At 28.5% G+C, this 16,344-nt stretch carries 18 protein-coding genes; 1 reads left to right on the forward strand and 17 read right to left on the reverse strand.

Annotated features, from left to right (window positions below; genetic code table 11):
* Position 1: 1 nt before the first annotated feature.
* Positions 2-1,249: a peptidoglycan DD-metalloendopeptidase family protein gene (locus tag F0310_RS01280; protein ID WP_182117166.1), complete on the reverse strand. Its 1,248-nt coding sequence runs from the start codon at positions 1,247-1,249 to the stop codon at positions 2-4.
* Between the two features lie 49 nt (positions 1,250-1,298).
* Between F0310_RS01280 and lepB the strand changes: the two genes are divergently transcribed.
* Complete coding sequence (lepB, locus tag F0310_RS01285) at positions 1,299-1,820, forward strand: signal peptidase I (RefSeq protein ID WP_182117167.1); 522 nt, start codon at positions 1,299-1,301, stop codon at positions 1,818-1,820.
* Between the two features lie 966 nt (positions 1,821-2,786).
* Here lepB and F0310_RS01290 read toward each other — a convergent pair.
* From F0310_RS01290 to fliL, 16 genes are all read right to left on the reverse strand, one after another.
* Positions 2,787-2,954, reverse strand: a complete 168-nt coding sequence (locus F0310_RS01290) for a hypothetical protein (RefSeq protein WP_182117168.1) — start codon at positions 2,952-2,954, stop codon at positions 2,787-2,789.
* Between the two features lie 349 nt (positions 2,955-3,303).
* Positions 3,304-3,801: a hypothetical protein gene (locus F0310_RS01295; protein ID WP_182117169.1), complete on the reverse strand. Its 498-nt coding sequence runs from the start codon at positions 3,799-3,801 to the stop codon at positions 3,304-3,306.
* A 15-nt stretch (positions 3,802-3,816) separates the two neighbouring features.
* Positions 3,817-4,128: a hypothetical protein gene (locus tag F0310_RS01300; RefSeq protein WP_182117170.1), complete on the reverse strand. Its 312-nt coding sequence runs from the start codon at positions 4,126-4,128 to the stop codon at positions 3,817-3,819.
* Positions 4,129-4,150: 22 nt separating this feature from the next.
* Positions 4,151-6,049: a FapA family protein gene (locus F0310_RS01305; protein WP_182117171.1), complete on the reverse strand. Its 1,899-nt coding sequence runs from the start codon at positions 6,047-6,049 to the stop codon at positions 4,151-4,153.
* 2 nt (positions 6,050-6,051) lie between these two features.
* On the reverse strand, positions 6,052-6,552 hold the full coding sequence (locus tag F0310_RS01310; RefSeq protein ID WP_182117172.1) for a hypothetical protein: 501 nt from the start codon (positions 6,550-6,552) through the stop codon (positions 6,052-6,054).
* Position 6,553: 1 nt separating this feature from the next.
* Positions 6,554-7,444 (reverse strand): MinD/ParA family protein, encoded by an 891-nt coding sequence (locus F0310_RS01315; RefSeq protein WP_182117173.1) that lies wholly within the window; start codon positions 7,442-7,444, stop codon positions 6,554-6,556.
* A gap of 12 nt (positions 7,445-7,456) precedes the next feature.
* Positions 7,457-8,623 (reverse strand): flagellar biosynthesis GTPase FlhF, encoded by a 1,167-nt coding sequence (gene flhF / locus F0310_RS01320; protein ID WP_182117174.1) that lies wholly within the window; start codon positions 8,621-8,623, stop codon positions 7,457-7,459.
* Positions 8,623-10,716: a flagellar biosynthesis protein FlhA gene (gene flhA / locus F0310_RS01325; protein ID WP_232535930.1), complete on the reverse strand. Its 2,094-nt coding sequence runs from the start codon at positions 10,714-10,716 to the stop codon at positions 8,623-8,625. The genes flhF and flhA overlap by 1 nt, the downstream gene beginning before the upstream one ends.
* 1 nt (position 10,717) lies before the next feature.
* Positions 10,718-11,845, reverse strand: a complete 1,128-nt coding sequence (gene flhB, locus F0310_RS01330; protein WP_182117175.1) for a flagellar biosynthesis protein FlhB — start codon at positions 11,843-11,845, stop codon at positions 10,718-10,720.
* Entirely contained in the window at positions 11,842-12,627 is a 786-nt protein-coding gene (fliR, locus tag F0310_RS01335) for a flagellar biosynthetic protein FliR (RefSeq protein ID WP_182117689.1), read from the reverse strand. Before fliR ends, flhB begins: the two co-directional genes overlap by 4 nt.
* Positions 12,628-12,642: 15 nt before the next feature.
* The gene (gene fliQ, locus F0310_RS01340; protein ID WP_182117176.1) at positions 12,643-12,906 is read right to left on the reverse strand and encodes a flagellar biosynthesis protein FliQ; all 264 of its coding nucleotides are present in this window, start codon (positions 12,904-12,906) and stop codon (positions 12,643-12,645) included.
* 7 nt (positions 12,907-12,913) lie between these two features.
* Positions 12,914-13,678, reverse strand: a complete 765-nt coding sequence (gene fliP, locus F0310_RS01345; RefSeq protein ID WP_182117177.1) for a flagellar type III secretion system pore protein FliP — start codon at positions 13,676-13,678, stop codon at positions 12,914-12,916.
* A gap of 9 nt (positions 13,679-13,687) precedes the next feature.
* Positions 13,688-14,326 carry a flagellar biosynthesis protein FliZ gene (locus F0310_RS01350; protein ID WP_182117178.1) on the reverse strand — a complete coding sequence of 213 codons (639 nt, stop codon included), beginning with the start codon at positions 14,324-14,326 and terminating at the stop codon, positions 13,688-13,690.
* Positions 14,319-14,660 carry a flagellar motor switch protein FliN gene (gene fliN / locus F0310_RS01355; RefSeq protein ID WP_182117179.1) on the reverse strand — a complete coding sequence of 114 codons (342 nt, stop codon included), beginning with the start codon at positions 14,658-14,660 and terminating at the stop codon, positions 14,319-14,321. Before fliN ends, F0310_RS01350 begins: the two co-directional genes overlap by 8 nt.
* 47 nt (positions 14,661-14,707) lie before the next feature.
* On the reverse strand, positions 14,708-15,766 hold the full coding sequence (gene fliM / locus F0310_RS01360) for a flagellar motor switch protein FliM (protein ID WP_182117180.1): 1,059 nt from the start codon (positions 15,764-15,766) through the stop codon (positions 14,708-14,710).
* Between the two features lie 17 nt (positions 15,767-15,783).
* Entirely contained in the window at positions 15,784-16,314 is a 531-nt protein-coding gene (fliL, locus tag F0310_RS01365; protein WP_182117181.1) for a flagellar basal body-associated protein FliL, read from the reverse strand.
* Positions 16,315-16,344 lie beyond the last annotated feature (30 nt).

A 16,344-nucleotide genomic window follows, 5' to 3' on the forward strand; every position in this document is an offset into this window, starting at 1 on the left:
TCTATCTAAGATACTTCATAGGATTTTCTGTTTTTCCATCTTTAAAAATAGTGAAATGCAAATGATTTCCCGTACTATATCCCGTGCTGCCCATATGTCCTATCACTTGACTCCTTGAAACCCTTTGACCAACTTTAACTGTAAAAGAACCTAAATGAGCATAAAGAGTCTGAAAACCATGATTATGTGAAATAACAATATATTTTCCATATCCTCCCGCATTAAACCCAATTTTTACTACAATACCTTCTTTTGCTGACACAATGGGTGTATTAGCCGCATTTGCTATATCAATCCCATTATGAAAACTAATAACCCTAGTAAAGGGATCTGGACGATATCCATAACCAGAAGTAATAACTCCTTGAGTTGGGAATAAGAAAGTTTCCCCCAGAGCATCTCTTAGTGCCTCTTTAGGCATTCTTCCTCCTGGAATAAAAATCTTTTGACCTAAAGAGAGTACCTCATTATCAAGATTATTAGCATCAAGAATATCTGTTTTAGTAGTGTTATATTTTTTTGCGATTGACGATAAAGAATCATTCCTTTCAACAGTATAAAGAATCCCTTTCATATTAGGCACATTAATTACTAAATTGGGCCTAATATTCCTTACATCTTTAATATTATTGTAAGAGATTAAAGTTTCACTTGTTATGCTATATCTAGATGCAACATGAGAGAGTGTTTCTCCTGGTTTAATCTTATGCTCAACAACTTTCAAAATCAAAGGTTTTTTTAATCCTTCATAATTATTTTCATTTGTGGGAAATAGATCATTATTGATCTGATTCAAATCCTGATCGCTATAGTATAAAAAAGTTTCAATAAAATAATCTTTAGGAAAACTAAGTCTATTTAAAAAAACATAAGAACCGTAATAAGAAAAAATATCCAAATAAAAGACTAAGATTAAAACAAATATTAAAGCATTCAATCTAAAAATAAAATCAAAACTAAAACCAACATTAAAAGCATTTTCTAGTTTAAACCCAACATGTTTATAAGAATATTGGTACTTAAAAAGCCTAATATCTACTGTTCTATGCTTAACTAAATTTAAAAATAATTTAATTATGTAAAAAAAGGGTTTAAAAAAATTCATAAACCGAAAAGATCTATTTCTTTTACTTATATTAATATTAGAAATATTATTGAAATCTTTTAATTCAAAATCACCTTTAGTGATTTTAAATAAAAATTTTTTATTTCTTTTTCCTATATTCTGTCCCTTTTTTGGTATAATCATATTATGCCTTATTATACACTAGAAATATATATTTATTAAAAAGCATTTAATGGAAATTGTTAAAAATATAATCAAAATATATAAACATCAAATAACATCTACTATATTAGCTTTATTATTAATGTTAACAATTATTAAATTAACCCTATCCTTTTATCTAGTTAAAGGTTCCTCAATGTTGCCTATACTTATAGAAAAAAGCTGGATAATAAGTAATAATTTAGCCTATGGAATAAAACTAGGCAGTAAAGGAAAATATATGATTTTATGGAATACACCTAAAAAAAACGATATGGTAATTATTAAAGACCCAATAACACGAAAAACTTCAGTTAAAAAAATTTTCGCTATACCAGGAAAACCCTTTAGAAGGATACAAAAAAATATAATAAGTATTGATAATTTAAATTTTAATATAAATGAAAAACATCTAAGCATCTTAAAAAGCAAATCAATTCCAAAAAATTATTACCTAGTTATAGGAGAAAATAAACAAGTCTCTCTTGATTCCAGAGAGTATGGATTTATAAATATAAATAATATTATTGGTAAAATAATATATAGACTATAATAAATAATGAGTCATTATACTAATTCATCTAATATCCTATAAAGAATAAATCTAAAGAATAAATCTCTTAAAAAGAAACAATATATTTATCCTAAGCTATTATAAGAACCATTTATTTTCAATAGATTTATACCTCTTAGTATCTAAATCTAATGAAGTGGAAATTTAAGATCCTACTTTAATTTAAAAGAAAAATATCTATATTAGAATAATTTAAATAAGATTTCCTATGTTCATTCTGCGACACATTATAGTTTTTATTAAAGCTATTCTTTAGAATCATCATTATTTGTTATAAAATTATGTCTTGTGGACTGGCTACAAAATATCTTTATTAATTAAATTCAGTAGTCTATCTTTATAAGTCTCAATTCTAAAAGAGTAAAAAGTTATATATTTAAAATTGATAATAGAATTTTTTAATAAACTAAAAACTTGAATGCTTAAATCTCTTAAGAAAATCTCATCTTGATTTAAAGAATATAAAACATAAATTTTAGGAAAAAGTTTCTCTTCATCTCTGTTTAATCAAAGAAATCTTAGTTGAGCCCATAAAAGTCATATTTTTGAAATATTATCAAGACTAACCCACCCTTCCCCTTCTCTCTTAATTATAAAGATACAGTCTTCTCGTAAATCTAATAATTCTATCTATAAAATTAACTAATCATAGAATCAAAAATCATATCCTTTAATTTTATACTCTAAATGTTCATCATTCATCATTAAGAAATGGCGATACAACACTAATTTTAGTTCTATTTTTTATCTACTAAAAAGAAAAATTTTACCTAAATTAATATCAGAACATTTTATATTAAATATCATTAAAATATCTCTTTATATTTTATCTTTAAATTATTCTCATTCTTAGCTAAAAGAAAAGTATAAGCATGAGTCTGATTTTCTAAAAAGAATAGAATCAAAAGTATCCCCCCCCCCCAAGTTCATAAAAAGAAATGAATCTTATCCCCATTCTGAAAGCATAAGATATGGCTGCTGAACTGTATGCTGCCTTGAACCATTTTGACCATTAAGTAGCAATTGATACTCTTCGGGATTGAAGCTTCTGCAATACGTTAACTCTTCTTTGTATTTCAAAAAAATAAGTAAGTACTGGTACTGCTCTGGCATCTCAATAATCGCAATACCAGTTAATTCCTTTTATAAAAGATTTCTAAAGATTATTTTTAATAATATTTAAAAGCAAATAAAAAGAATATCTTCAACTCTATATAAAACAACCTCCACCTTTATAAAAATTACCATAACCTACATTAATCTTTAAAATTATAAAAAGCTTCAACTAGATTCAATAGTAACTGATATTTATCAGAACTACTAAAAACAATACCAGAATCTATAAAAAGTATAACAAAAAATTCAATATTTTATTCTTGCCATTTAAAATTACTTTAGAATTAAAATCAAAAAAAATAATTATATTATTAGTAGATCAAAAATATATTTATATTATTTTTTGTCAACTGCCTCTATTAATTGAAATAATCAACTCAATTTCCCCCAAATCTAATTTCAACTTCTTAGAAATAATCTCCAAAGACACTCCTTGTTCATAAAGTGAAATAACTTGTTGGCGAATATCATAACCTTCCTTTATTATATTTTTCTCAATAGTAGGTATTGAATAATCTAAATTATTTTTATAAACAACAGAATCATTTTTAATTCCAAAATTATTATTTCCTAATGAAATTGAATTAGAATTAAATCCTAGTAATCTCTGATCAAGTACTTCTATTCTATCGTCAACTTCTTTAATAATTCTATTTAAACTCTCAATTTTTATTTCAATAATATTTATATTACGATCTGTGGCTTGATTAATCTCAATAATAGTTTTATCTACTTCACTTCTAAATTTTTTAAGTATACTATTAGACTTTATCTTTAAACCAATATAAACATGAAAATATATAAAAATAAATATAATTAAAATAAAACAAAAAAACATCAACATATAAAACATCCTAAACTATCTCTCAATATCAACATTTTTTCCTATTTTTGGGTCGTTAAAATTAATATCATATAAACCATCTTTATTTTTTTCATTATATTTACTCTTTGATAATACAGTAAGATTCATATTTTCACCCTTTATCTCATTAGCAGGATATATACTGTTCACCTCAGAATCAACATGATAACTTTTATTTGGATTCAAACTTAAATCATTATATTCTCTTGTCTTTTTTTTCCTTAATTCTTCACTTGAAGCTTCACTAAGCTTAAAAGAACTTTGCACAATTAACTTAGAAACTTCAGATGCACCATTAATATCCATAAAGACCTCCATAACTTTAAACCTAGCTAGGCTTAAAAGGAACATAAGCTCCCATTTTAATAAGATTATCATCTTCTTCAAAAGTCACATTATCATAGTCTCTTGAAAGCTCATAATGAGCATCTTTAATATAAATCTTGACACCTGCATAAGCTATATGTTCAACAAAAATTTTACCATTTACTTTACTCTCTTCAAGTTCCTCTTGTAAGCTTTCTTGCTTGCTTTTTACCATCTTTATTTCTAAAATCAAAACTTTTTTCTCATTAATAAGTTCATTATAGCTATCAACTTTTAAAGACTTTTCCGCCTTGTCAGTAGTAACTAAAATACTCTTCTTTAAAACAGAAATATCTTTTATCACAACTTCTAATCTTTTCTCAATTTTTACAAGATATTTAGTAAATTTAGATAGTAAATCTTTTATCTCAGGATCATATCCAACAGCAACAGAAGTTTCAGCATTACCCTCAGATCCAATAGAATAAGCTCTAATCTCTTCTCTAGCTTGGATAATGGAACCCACTATCTTAGATTTTTTTCCAATGCATAAAACTTTATTTTTACAAGATATGAAAGAATTAACAATTCCTCTTATAACCTCAATATCACCTTCACATCTTATATTAACATTTTCTAAAAATTTAGCCTTTATACCTCTCTTCGAATAAATCTCTGAACCGCCTTTCCCATTAGCACCACTACTTAAAACAAGAGGTCCATCAGTTCTTAAATTACATCTACCAACAAGCCCGCTCACTTCTATTCCACCCTTAGCCATAATGTTATATCCATCTAAAACACTTCCCTTAACAAGAACCATACCATTATTTATTATATTTCCAGTACCAGGTCCAACATCACCCTCAACAACATAAACATCATGAACAGAAATCAACCCACCCATAACAGACATATATCCACCACATTTCGCAATAATTTTATTTCCTTCTAGCCTAGTATTCTCCCCCAAAGTAAATTCTAACTCACTGCCATCTTCGGCTTCTAATATTTTTCCAAAAACATTATATCCATTAATACCCTTCGAAAAAGGAATAATCTCTGCCAATTCATCTCCTTCATTAACATTCTTAAAGCCAACAATCAAATTGTCTGATTCAACAGAATGTTTATTATTAATAATAAATTCAATATAAGAATCTTTTCCCCTAATAGGATTTACTCCTTTTGCCATCTCAACCGGTTCACCGTAAATAGGAAAATCTACAAACTCTTCTATCCTATCTTTAAGGAATGCTCTCTCTGATATCCCATACTTTTTAAGAATATTAAAAATATCTTTGTCTAATATCTCATACCCATTATCCCCAGGTCTAGTAAAATCAATAGTCACTGACATTGAATCCTCTGATATTTGAACCATCATAGATACACTATCAGAAGGATCAGCCTCAAAATCACCTATTCTTTCATACTTACCATTAGCATTCTCAACTAAAGATTTAATAAAATCTTTATTTAAATCTTGAATATTACTCTCCAAATGTAAACTATTAATTACATCTTCAAAATTAACGGCATTACCTTGTCCTTTAGGGGCAACAACTTTCAAAAATATACCCTTAGAAGCTTTTCTGATAAAAAAAGCACCATCTACTGATAAAACTTCCTCTTCCCTTTCCCCTGAACCTAAAACATCAGAAACACTAAGCTTTGTATAAGAATTTTTATAAGCAATGATTCTCCATTTTCTCTTGCCATATCCAAATATTCCACTAGCTCCCCTTGTCAAAATTTCATAATCTAAATCTTTATAAGGAATTGAAAGCTCTAAGGAAGCATCATTTAAAGCCTCCTCAAGAGTGTCTGCTTCTATCTCTATTAGATTAATATTATTCTCTCTTTCTAAATAATCTTTCATTTTATTACGAAAATCATAAAAATTGACACTATTAGACATATTTACTCCTTTTTATTAATTAAGGTTTTAATAGCTTCAGCAACAATTTTTGGATCATTTGCTTCGATATATGAAAGTTGATCTGATCGCTTATCACTTAACTCAATATTACTAATAGGACTACTATCTTCAAGGCCTATATTGTTTTTCCCAAATTCTTCCACAAATTTAAAATCATCATTAATATCACTCTTATTAGCAATAGAAGTACCATTGGACAAAGTCTCTGTATCAACTTCTCTTTTTTCATACTTCTTGCTCCTCTTATCATGCCCATAATTTTCTTCTTTACTACCAAATCTTATATCTTTAAAAATATCATATAAATATTTTTTATATATAAATCCTATCAAAACCCCAATAATGAAAAAAAATATAAACTGAATGAATGCTCTAAATAATACTGTAAAAAAATATACATGCGAGAGTAGACCAAGAATAACTGAAATAATAAATGCAAATACACTAAATAATAAGACATATCTAATTTCTTTACCAAACATATTATCTTTCCATACCAAAAAATTTAGATATAAACCCTATTACTCCCCTTTTTTTCTTATTATCCAAAGAAACTTCTTCAAGAGTAGCAACAATAGAATCAAGACAATAACTAGCCTTACTATTAGGATTTAATAAAATAAAAGGCCTTTGCTTAAAAACAGAACTTCTAATATTCTGATCTTCATAAACATATCCTAAATAATCAATATTTAAATTTAAAAACTGACTTGATATATCAATAACCTTCTTAGCAACTACTTTCCCCTCACTTACATTAGCAACTCTATTAACAATAAGTCTCAAATTCTTTAAATTCTCCATTCTGTGAGCTAAAACTTTGATTATACCATAAGCATCTGTTATGGAAGTAGGCTCTGGAGTTGTAACAATCACCACATCATCACTAGAAAACAAAAATGAAATAACCTGTCTTGAAATCCCTGCACTAGTGTCTATGATTACTATATCATATTCATAAACCTTTAACAGTTCATTTATAAATTGATTCATCTCAGCTTCTGAAAGATCTAAAAGTTCTGTTGTTCCAGAAGCACCAGCCAAAAGATCTATATTATATTCTGTTTTTGTTATCACTTCTTTGATATCTCTACCCTGCATAATCATATGATAAATACTATATTTTGGAATAACGCCAAGTAATATATTTATATTAGCCATCCCAATGTCGGCATCAAAAATTAACACTTTCTTTCCATGTCCTGAATATTTAAGAGCAAGCCCCACAGCAATATTGCTCTTGCCAACTCCACCCTTACCACTAGTAATAGCAATAAATCTAGTTCTACTGTTTTGGATTTTATCATCAATAACAAAATTAGCCTTATTATTCAATCTCATAATATCTCGTAAACTTTGAGCCTGATCTTCCATCTTATACTATCCTCAATAATAAGATTTACTTTTGATTCTTCGAATAAATTCAACATCTTCACTTATTCTATATCCATTTATCTTCTTTATAAAAGTAAGTGGTTCTGCAACACTAATGTTATGAGGGACAACTTGCCCATCAGTGATATAAGAAACTTCCTTTCTCATTTCATGAATCAAACTTATTAAATTTCCAACACATGTTGTCTCATCTAGTTTTGTAAAAATTACAGTCTTATAATTAAAGGGCGAAAATTGATGAAATATTTCCTTAATGTCTGCTGTCTTTGTAGTAGAACTTACAGCCAAATGAAATTCAGCATCACGACCACAAGCATTTAGAAGTTCTTTCATCTCAGCAAGTTTCATGAAATCCTTAGGACTCTTGCCAATAGTATCTATAAGAACAAGATCAAAATCCTTCGAATGTGTAATCTCTTCCTTTAAATCCTTAAAAGACTCAATTGCCTTAACAGGAATTCCCATAATATCACCATAAGTTTGAATTTGCTTCTTAGCCCCTATACGATAATTATCAATAGTAATAATTTTAATGTTTAAGTTCGTATTATCACCATTGATTCCATAAATCGCCGCAAGCTTTGCAATAGTGGTCGTTTTACCTACTCCTGTTGGTCCTACTAAAATAAAAATCCTCTTCTTAAGATTATCAATAAGAGAACCTGAACATTTAATAGTCTCAGCAATATACACCACAACACTATCCCTAACTTTATCATAATCATCAAGACCTGACAAACTAAATTCTTTCTTAATAAAATCATTAACATCTCTTATATAATTTTCAGAAAAATCATTATCGCGCAAAATATCTTCTATTTTTAAGATTGTCGGATGATTAATTTCTTCTTTTTTATGTGCAAGCTCATTTTTAAGAGACTTAACTTCCTTGAGCACATCTTCAATTGAAGAACTCTCTTGCTTTTTAATGCTTTGAAGAATTTTACGTTTTTCCTCTTCAATATTTATTTGCTGCTGTCCTATATCATATCTAACATACCCCGAAACCTCAATCCAATCTTTACTAAATAAGCCAAAAATTCCTCCATGAGATATTGTCTTATAAGTCATAACTCTAGCATTTTTCCCATATTTCTTCTTAATTACTTCTATGACTTCATTATAGGTTGGTCCTCTTTCTGTAAAATATTGAACCATTATTTTTCAACCTCTAATGTCTTAAGAACATTAACTTTAACATTTTTAGGCACTTCTAGAACAGAAATGACAACAATATCTGCAAGATCCCTACTCATTAACACCTTTATTAAAGGTCTTGCAGACTCACTTGATAACACAACAGGATAATATCCTTGAGATTGAACCTCACCGATAAGCTTAAAAAGCTCATAAATAAATTTTGATTTCAAATTAGGATCAAGAGAACTTATAAGATCGTTATTAGATTCAAACTTTGACTCAATTATTTTTTGTTCAAACTCTGGATTTATTGTTATTACATTAAGCTCAAAATTAGAATCTAAATATCCACTAACTATCTGCCTTCCAATTGCCTGCCTGCATTTTTCAATCAAAAAGAATATGTCCTTAGTTACGCTTGTAAAATCTGCTATTGTTTCAAAAATTGTAACTAAGTTACGAATAGAAACTTGTTCTCTTAAAAGACCTTGAAGTACTCTTTGAATCTCTCCAACTGAGAAGTCCTTTAAAACTTCATCAACAATAACCCCATAATCTTTCTTAAATACATCAAGAATATTTTGAACATCCTGACGAGTTAAGATTTCAGAAGCATGCCTTTTTATAAGTTCTGTCATATGAGTAGCAATAATAGAAGGTGGATCAACCACCGTATAACCTAACTTTTCTGCCTTTTCTCTTCCATCATCATTCACCCAAAGAGATGGTAGCCCAAATGAAGGATCTTTTGTATGTTCTCCCTGAATATCAGAATCAGAAACTATATTAATAACTAAGAACTTACCAAGCTTAATCTCTCCATGACCAATTTCAACTCCTCTAAGTTTAAATGAATATTCATTAGACTTAAGTCGCATATTATCTACTATTCTAATCTTAGGAACAACTATTCCAAATTCAAGTGCAATCTCACGACGTATTTTTACGATACGATCAAGTAATTCTGAAGTTTTTGTATCATCTACAATTGGAACAAGATTATATCCAATCTCCAAAGATAATGGATCTAGTGGAACAACAGGAGCCACTTCTCTTTCAAAATAACTTGTTATCTTATCTTCCTCTGACTTTTGCTTATCATGGAATTCCTTATCCCTAATTAAATTAGAAAGTGAATAAGCTAAAAATGCTATTACTAAACTTAACAAAATTAGTATTAATGTCGGAAATCCTGGAAGAAATGCTAAAAACAATAAAAATCCAGATACAATCCAATAAATTCCTGAATAAGAGGTAAACTGTTCAATAATTTCTCCTCCGAAACTATTCTTAGCTATTGATCTTGTAACAATAAGCCCGGTTGCTGTTGAAATCAATAATGCAGGGAGCTGTGATACAAGTCCATCCCCAACAGTTAATGAAACATAATTATTAATGGCATCATTAAAACTAAGACCTTGTAGAGTAACTCCTATTATAAGACCTCCAATAATATTGATAATAGTTATTAAAAGACCAACTTTTACATTACCTGAAACAAACTTGGAAGCACCATCCATAGCTCCATAAAAATTTACCTCTGCCTGCAAATCATTTTTCTGTCTTGTAGCTTCCTCTTCTGTCAAATTTCCAGAACTATACGCAGAATCAATGGCCATCTGTTTTCCAGGAAGAGCATCAAGTGCAAAGCGAGCAGCCACCTCAGCAACCCTTGTGGCACCCTTAGTTATAACAATAAATTGAACTGCAATTATAATAAGAAATATGATAAATCCAATAACAAGTCCCTGAGTACCAGAACTTCCAACAACAAATGTTCCAAAGGCTCTTATCATTTGCCCATCAAAACTTATGCCCTTTGTCAAAATTAATCTAGTAGAAGAAATATTTAAAACAAGACCAAAAATAGTCATAACAAGCAAAAGTGTAGGAAAAACTGAAAAATCAATTGAACGCTTAGAATAAAGAACAATAAGAATAATTAAAAGACTACATACTAAATTAACCGAAATCAAAGCATCTAAAATAAATGCAGGAAGCGGTAAAATAAAACCAGCAACAATAAGTATTAAGCCAACTGAAACTATTAAGTCCGATTTATTAGCCAAACCTAAATATCCCAATACAGTATTCCTTCTAGTATCCAACAACTTAACCTCTAATTAAATTTTTAGTAATAGAATATACTTTTACAAGAATTTTTGAAACAATTTCCCAATATTCTCTTGGAATCTCCTCATTAACTTTAACGTTAGCATAAAGAGCCCTAGCCAATGCTTTATTCTCTATCACAGCAATATTATTATCTCTAGCAATTTTTTTAATTATAAATGCAATCTCATCCTTTCCCTTTGCAAGGACTTTTGGAGCTAACATAGTTTTGCTATCCCACTTAATAGCAATAGCAAAATGCTCAGGATTAGCAATTACTACGTCTGACTGAGGAACCGTTATATTTAAATTAGAATTTAAAATATCCCTCATCCTCTCTCTTATCCTAGAACGAAGTAGGGGATCTCCTTCCATTTCCTTTCTTTCTTGCTTTACCTCTTCTTTTGTCATTTTCAAATTTTCAATATAAAGAGTTCTTTGAAAAACATAATCCAATATGCTAATAACCATTAACACTATTATTGAAAAAAAGCACATTCTATAAGCAAGGCTCAATATAATAGAAATACCTTCTTCAAGACCATACTCAGACATTCTTGAAATTTTACCTATATTGCTTTTCAGAATAATGTAATATATAAAAGATATTATAACAACTTTTGATAAACTTTTAAACAAATTAAAAAAAGCATTAAGTGAACAAAATGAATTCTTTATCCACCTTGAAAAATTTGGACTTATTCTATCCCATTTAGGAGTTATAAGTTTGACAGTAACTAGAAACCCAACTTGAACAATATTAATAAAAAAATTAACCACATATGATATTAAAAGAAATACAATTATATATCCAAACACTGCTTTAAAATATTCTAAATTTAATGAATAAATACTAATAGACATTATTTCTGGAAGCTTACTTGCTTGAACTCTAAAAACATTCACTAAATCTTTTGCAAAATAAGATAGCATAAAGAAAAATACTGTTAATAATATACAAAGACTAATAACCGAATTAATTTCATTTGATTTCAAAACCTGACCTTCTTCCCTTGCTTTCTTTTTCTTCTGTTCAGTAGGAAGCTCAGTTTTCCCTTCATCTTCTGAAGCAAAAAAATTAAGAGGGATGTACCAACCTTTACCCAAAAATTCTTCTTTAGTATTCATTCTAAAATCCCAGAAAATAAATTTAAAGCATTCTGCATAGATTCTAAAGCAAGCTCAATTACTCTCTTAACAGATACTGTCAAATTTGGAAAACTAACATATAAAATAACAAGACCCAAATACAAAGAAACAGAAAAGCTAAGCATTAACAAATTTATCTGAGGAGAAGATTTTGATAGCACACCTAAAATCAAATAAAGTAGTAAAAGTACTCCTAATATTGGCAAAGAAATTACTAAAGCTTTTTCAAAAAGAACAGAAAAAGAATAAAGCATTAATGTAATAAATTCACTATTACCCAAATTAACCAATTTTTCAATTCTAACATTTAAAACAGAATCATGAACTCCCACAAAAAAAAAACGAATCAAAATATCATTAGATAAAAATATAATCAAAAAAAGATATGTAAATATCTGAGATATTATCAAACTATCTTCTTCTGAAAAGACATCAAAAATATTTGCATAAGCAAGTCCCATTTGATTTGAGAAAAAAAATCCTAGTAAATGAAAAACATCAAAAATTATACTCACAAAAAAAGCTTGGATAAAACCTAGAATTGCTTCTCCTACCAATATCAATATAAATAAAAATAAATTAAAAGGATAAATAAAATTTATTTTATCTACAAGGATAATAGAAAGAATTATAGAAAAGAAAAAATTTAAATACCCTACTTTTATAGTTGAAAAGAGGGGAGAAAACCTTAAAAAAAGAAAAATTCTAACAAATATAGGCAAAATAATAAAAGACTTTAAGACCAAAAAATTCATATCCATGTCTAAATTCACAAATTATATATTTTGTATTTGATTAAATACAATAAAAGTAAATTGCATAAGTTTTTTTAAAATCCAAGGACCAAAAATAACAATAGTTAAAAGTATTATAATAATTTTAGGAATAAAACTAAGAGTTTGGTCTTGAATAGAAGTCACTGCTTGAAAAATTGAAACTAAAAGTCCAACTACAAGCCCTATAATCAACATTGGAGCTGAGAGAATAATGATATTCTCAATAGAAATCCTAATTAGATAAATAATTTGACCTGTTGTCATTTAACCCTCACATGAAGCTTTTAATAAGCCCTCCCGTAATCAAAGTCCATCCATCTACCATTACAAAAAGAATAAGTTTAAATGGTAAAGAAATCATTACAGGAGGCAACATTATCATCCCCATCGCCATTAAGACCGAAGCTACAATAATATCTATAACTATAAACGGCAAAAATATCAAAATTCCCATTTTAAAAGCAACTTTCAATTCGTGTAAAACAAAAGATGCAATCAAAATATGAGTTGGCACCTCACTAAAATTTTTAGGCTTTGAATAATTACTCATACTCATAAACAATTTAATCTCTTCATGTCTACCATTAGCCATCTGATTATACATAAAATTCCTAAGTGGAGCAATTCCTTTATCATAAAATTCATGAAAAGTTATTTTGGAATCCTTAAGAGGTAAATATGCATTCTTGTATATTATGTTAAAAGTTGGCCACATTGTAAAAAGGGTTAAAAACAAAGCTAACCCCATTACAACCTGATTTGGTGGAGACTGCTGAAGAGATAATGCCCTCCTAATAAAATCTAATACTATCGCTATCCTTAAAAAAGGGGTCATTAAAACTAAGAAAGCTGGAGAAAGAGTTATTATAGTCAATATCAGTAAAAGCTGTAAAGGCAACACTAATCCCCCCTCTACAGTACTTTCAAAATTAACAAAAGGGAAATTTAAGCCATTAGTAGTCTGTAAGGATTTAGTCTGCGCAAATGAAAAATTTGCAATTCCAAAAAACAAAAAAAGAATTATTTTATTTTTCAAAAACAACCTCTAAAACTTTTTAAGCCTATCTTGCTTACTTTTTAAAGAAATCTCAATATCTTTTTCTAATTCAATATAATTAGCTTTTTCAAGTAATTCCTCATCTTCTTTCCTAGTCTTATTCAAAATCTTATTAATTATAGTTTTAAAAGAATTTTCATTGTTCAGATCTTTATCTTTAACAAGTTCAAATTCCAAATTATTTAACTCTTCCCCTTGCTTTATTTCTCTCAATAAAATAGAAAAATTGGCAGATAACAAAAATATATAAACATTACCTAATATATTAATAATCCTTATGGAATTTTTAGCATCTATTTCATAAAAAACAAGTTCTTTTATATAATCTGATTTTATATTATTATTTCTTACTCTTTTATACTTAAAAAGTACCCTCTTAAATAAAAAGATAAAAAAGATAAAAAAAGATAGAAATAATAATATCTTAACTAAATCTGCAATATCGAAAAGAGATACATTTTTTATATTATTATTCAATTTAGTATCATCATCTCCAAATATAGGTAAATCCTTCTCATTCTTAACATCATAAGAAATATCTTCTAAATTAACTTCTTCCTGAGCAAATAAAATCTTAAAAAATAAAAGAAAACCTAAAAACAAAAACTTAAATAAAGATCTAGTCATTTTTAATTTTAATTATTTCAGTAATCCTAACTCCAAAATTTTCATCAATTACAACAACTTCTCCTTTGGCTACCGACTTTCCATTTACCAAAATATCTACAGGCTCACCAGCAAGCTTATCAAGTGTAATAATCGTACCCTCAGACATACCAAGAATGTCCTTAATTTTTCTTTCAGTCCTACCAAGTTCAACAGTAACTTGCATAGAAACATCCATTAAAAGTCCAAAATTACTAGGATCAACTCCTTCTGGTAAGGTATCCATCAAATCAGGAAGCTTAACCCCCTTTATTTCAGGCTTTTCTTCTATAAAATCATCTTCATCTATACCCATAATAAACTACCCCCATTAATACAAACAATCATACTATTTATTATAAATTACTCAATTTCCTCTGTAAGCTCTTTTAATAAATCAAAATCTTTTATATCACCAACTTTCTCTGTAATCTGTACAGAAATCTTATTCCCCACAAGACCCATTCTACATTTAAACTTTTGCTTAGTTCCTACTTTTAGGCTTAAATCTTTGTTTATTGGAGAATTTTCAAGATTAATAACATCTCCCTTTTCTAAAGACAATATTTCTCTTACTTTTAGCTTAACTTCTCCCATTTCTGCTATTAAAGGCATATTTGTGTTTTCAAGTTTCTCTCTTAATGCATCAAGATTTTCACTAGTAGTACCCACTCCAATTAAAGAATGCCAATATCTCGTTGAAAGCTTAGAAACGATAGGCTCTATTGTAATATAAGGTAAACAAAAATTCATAAGCCCCTCAACTTTACCTATTTTAACCTCAAGTGTTACTAAAATAATCATCTCTGTTGGAGGTACTATTTGAGCAAATTGAGGATTAACTTCTATATGACCAAAACGAGGTCTAAGGTCAACTACTTGAGACCAAGCTTCTCTCATATTAGCAAGTATACGAATAATAACACTTTCCATTACAGATTGCTCTATTTCTGTCAAATCCCTACTCTTATCTTTAATAGTATCTCCATCACCACCAAAAAGTCTATCGACTATCGCAAATGCAATAGTTGGATCAACTTCAAATATAGCAGACCCCTTTAAAGGATCCATATTAATTATTGCTAAAGTAGTGGGATTTGGAATAGACCTAATAAACTCTTCATAAGTCAATTGATCAACTGAAGCTACATGCACATGAACCATCTTTCTTAAAAGAGCAGATAAGGAAGTTGTAGTATATCTTGCAAATGCCTCATGAAAACTTGATACTGTTCTAACTTGCTCTTTTGAAAATTTATCTGGCCTCTTAAAATCATAAATCTTAACCTTCTGTTTCTTGCCCATAGGGCTAGATATAACATTAGAAAGTGCATCATCCGATGATAAATTTTCAGATGAATTAATAGACTCTAAAAGGCTATCTATATCATCTTGAGATAATGCTCCTGGATTACTTGCCATTAAAATTCCTCTTAAAATTACATATCAAATATATCAATTTGTGTTAATGCAATTTCTTTTATTTCACCATTTCTAAGGACACTATTAATTCTAGCCTTAATTTCAGCCTTAATCTGACTTTCATTTTTTATCTCCTGTGCTGTTCTTTGACTAAAATATTCTCTAATAATATCTTTTAACCTTACTTTTTGTCTTCCAAGTTCATTTAAAATATTTACATTATTCTCAGCATACCCCAAGGCAAGCTTTATTACAAAAGCTTTAGGTGGGGTATCTAGAGTAGTTCCCCTAATTTCATCGATACTCTCATACCATATAAGCATAGGGGGTTTTCCTAAATATTCATTAGAAAAAATTGGAAATTCATTAGGAGCACCACTTTGACTTATTACCATCTTAGATACAAAATAAGAAACTATAATCATAATAACAACAGTAAACAGTCCTATTGCTATTATTTGCAAAATTTTGATTATAATATCAGGCAATAAAACACTTTTTTTTCCATCACTCCCAGCATCCATACTCTCGTCACTCTTTTCAGGCATTGTTCTGTTCCCTCCTATAAATCTATTCTT

Source organism: Borrelia sp. A-FGy1, assembly GCF_014084025.1.
Classification (GTDB): Bacteria; Spirochaetota; Spirochaetia; order Borreliales; family Borreliaceae; genus Borrelia.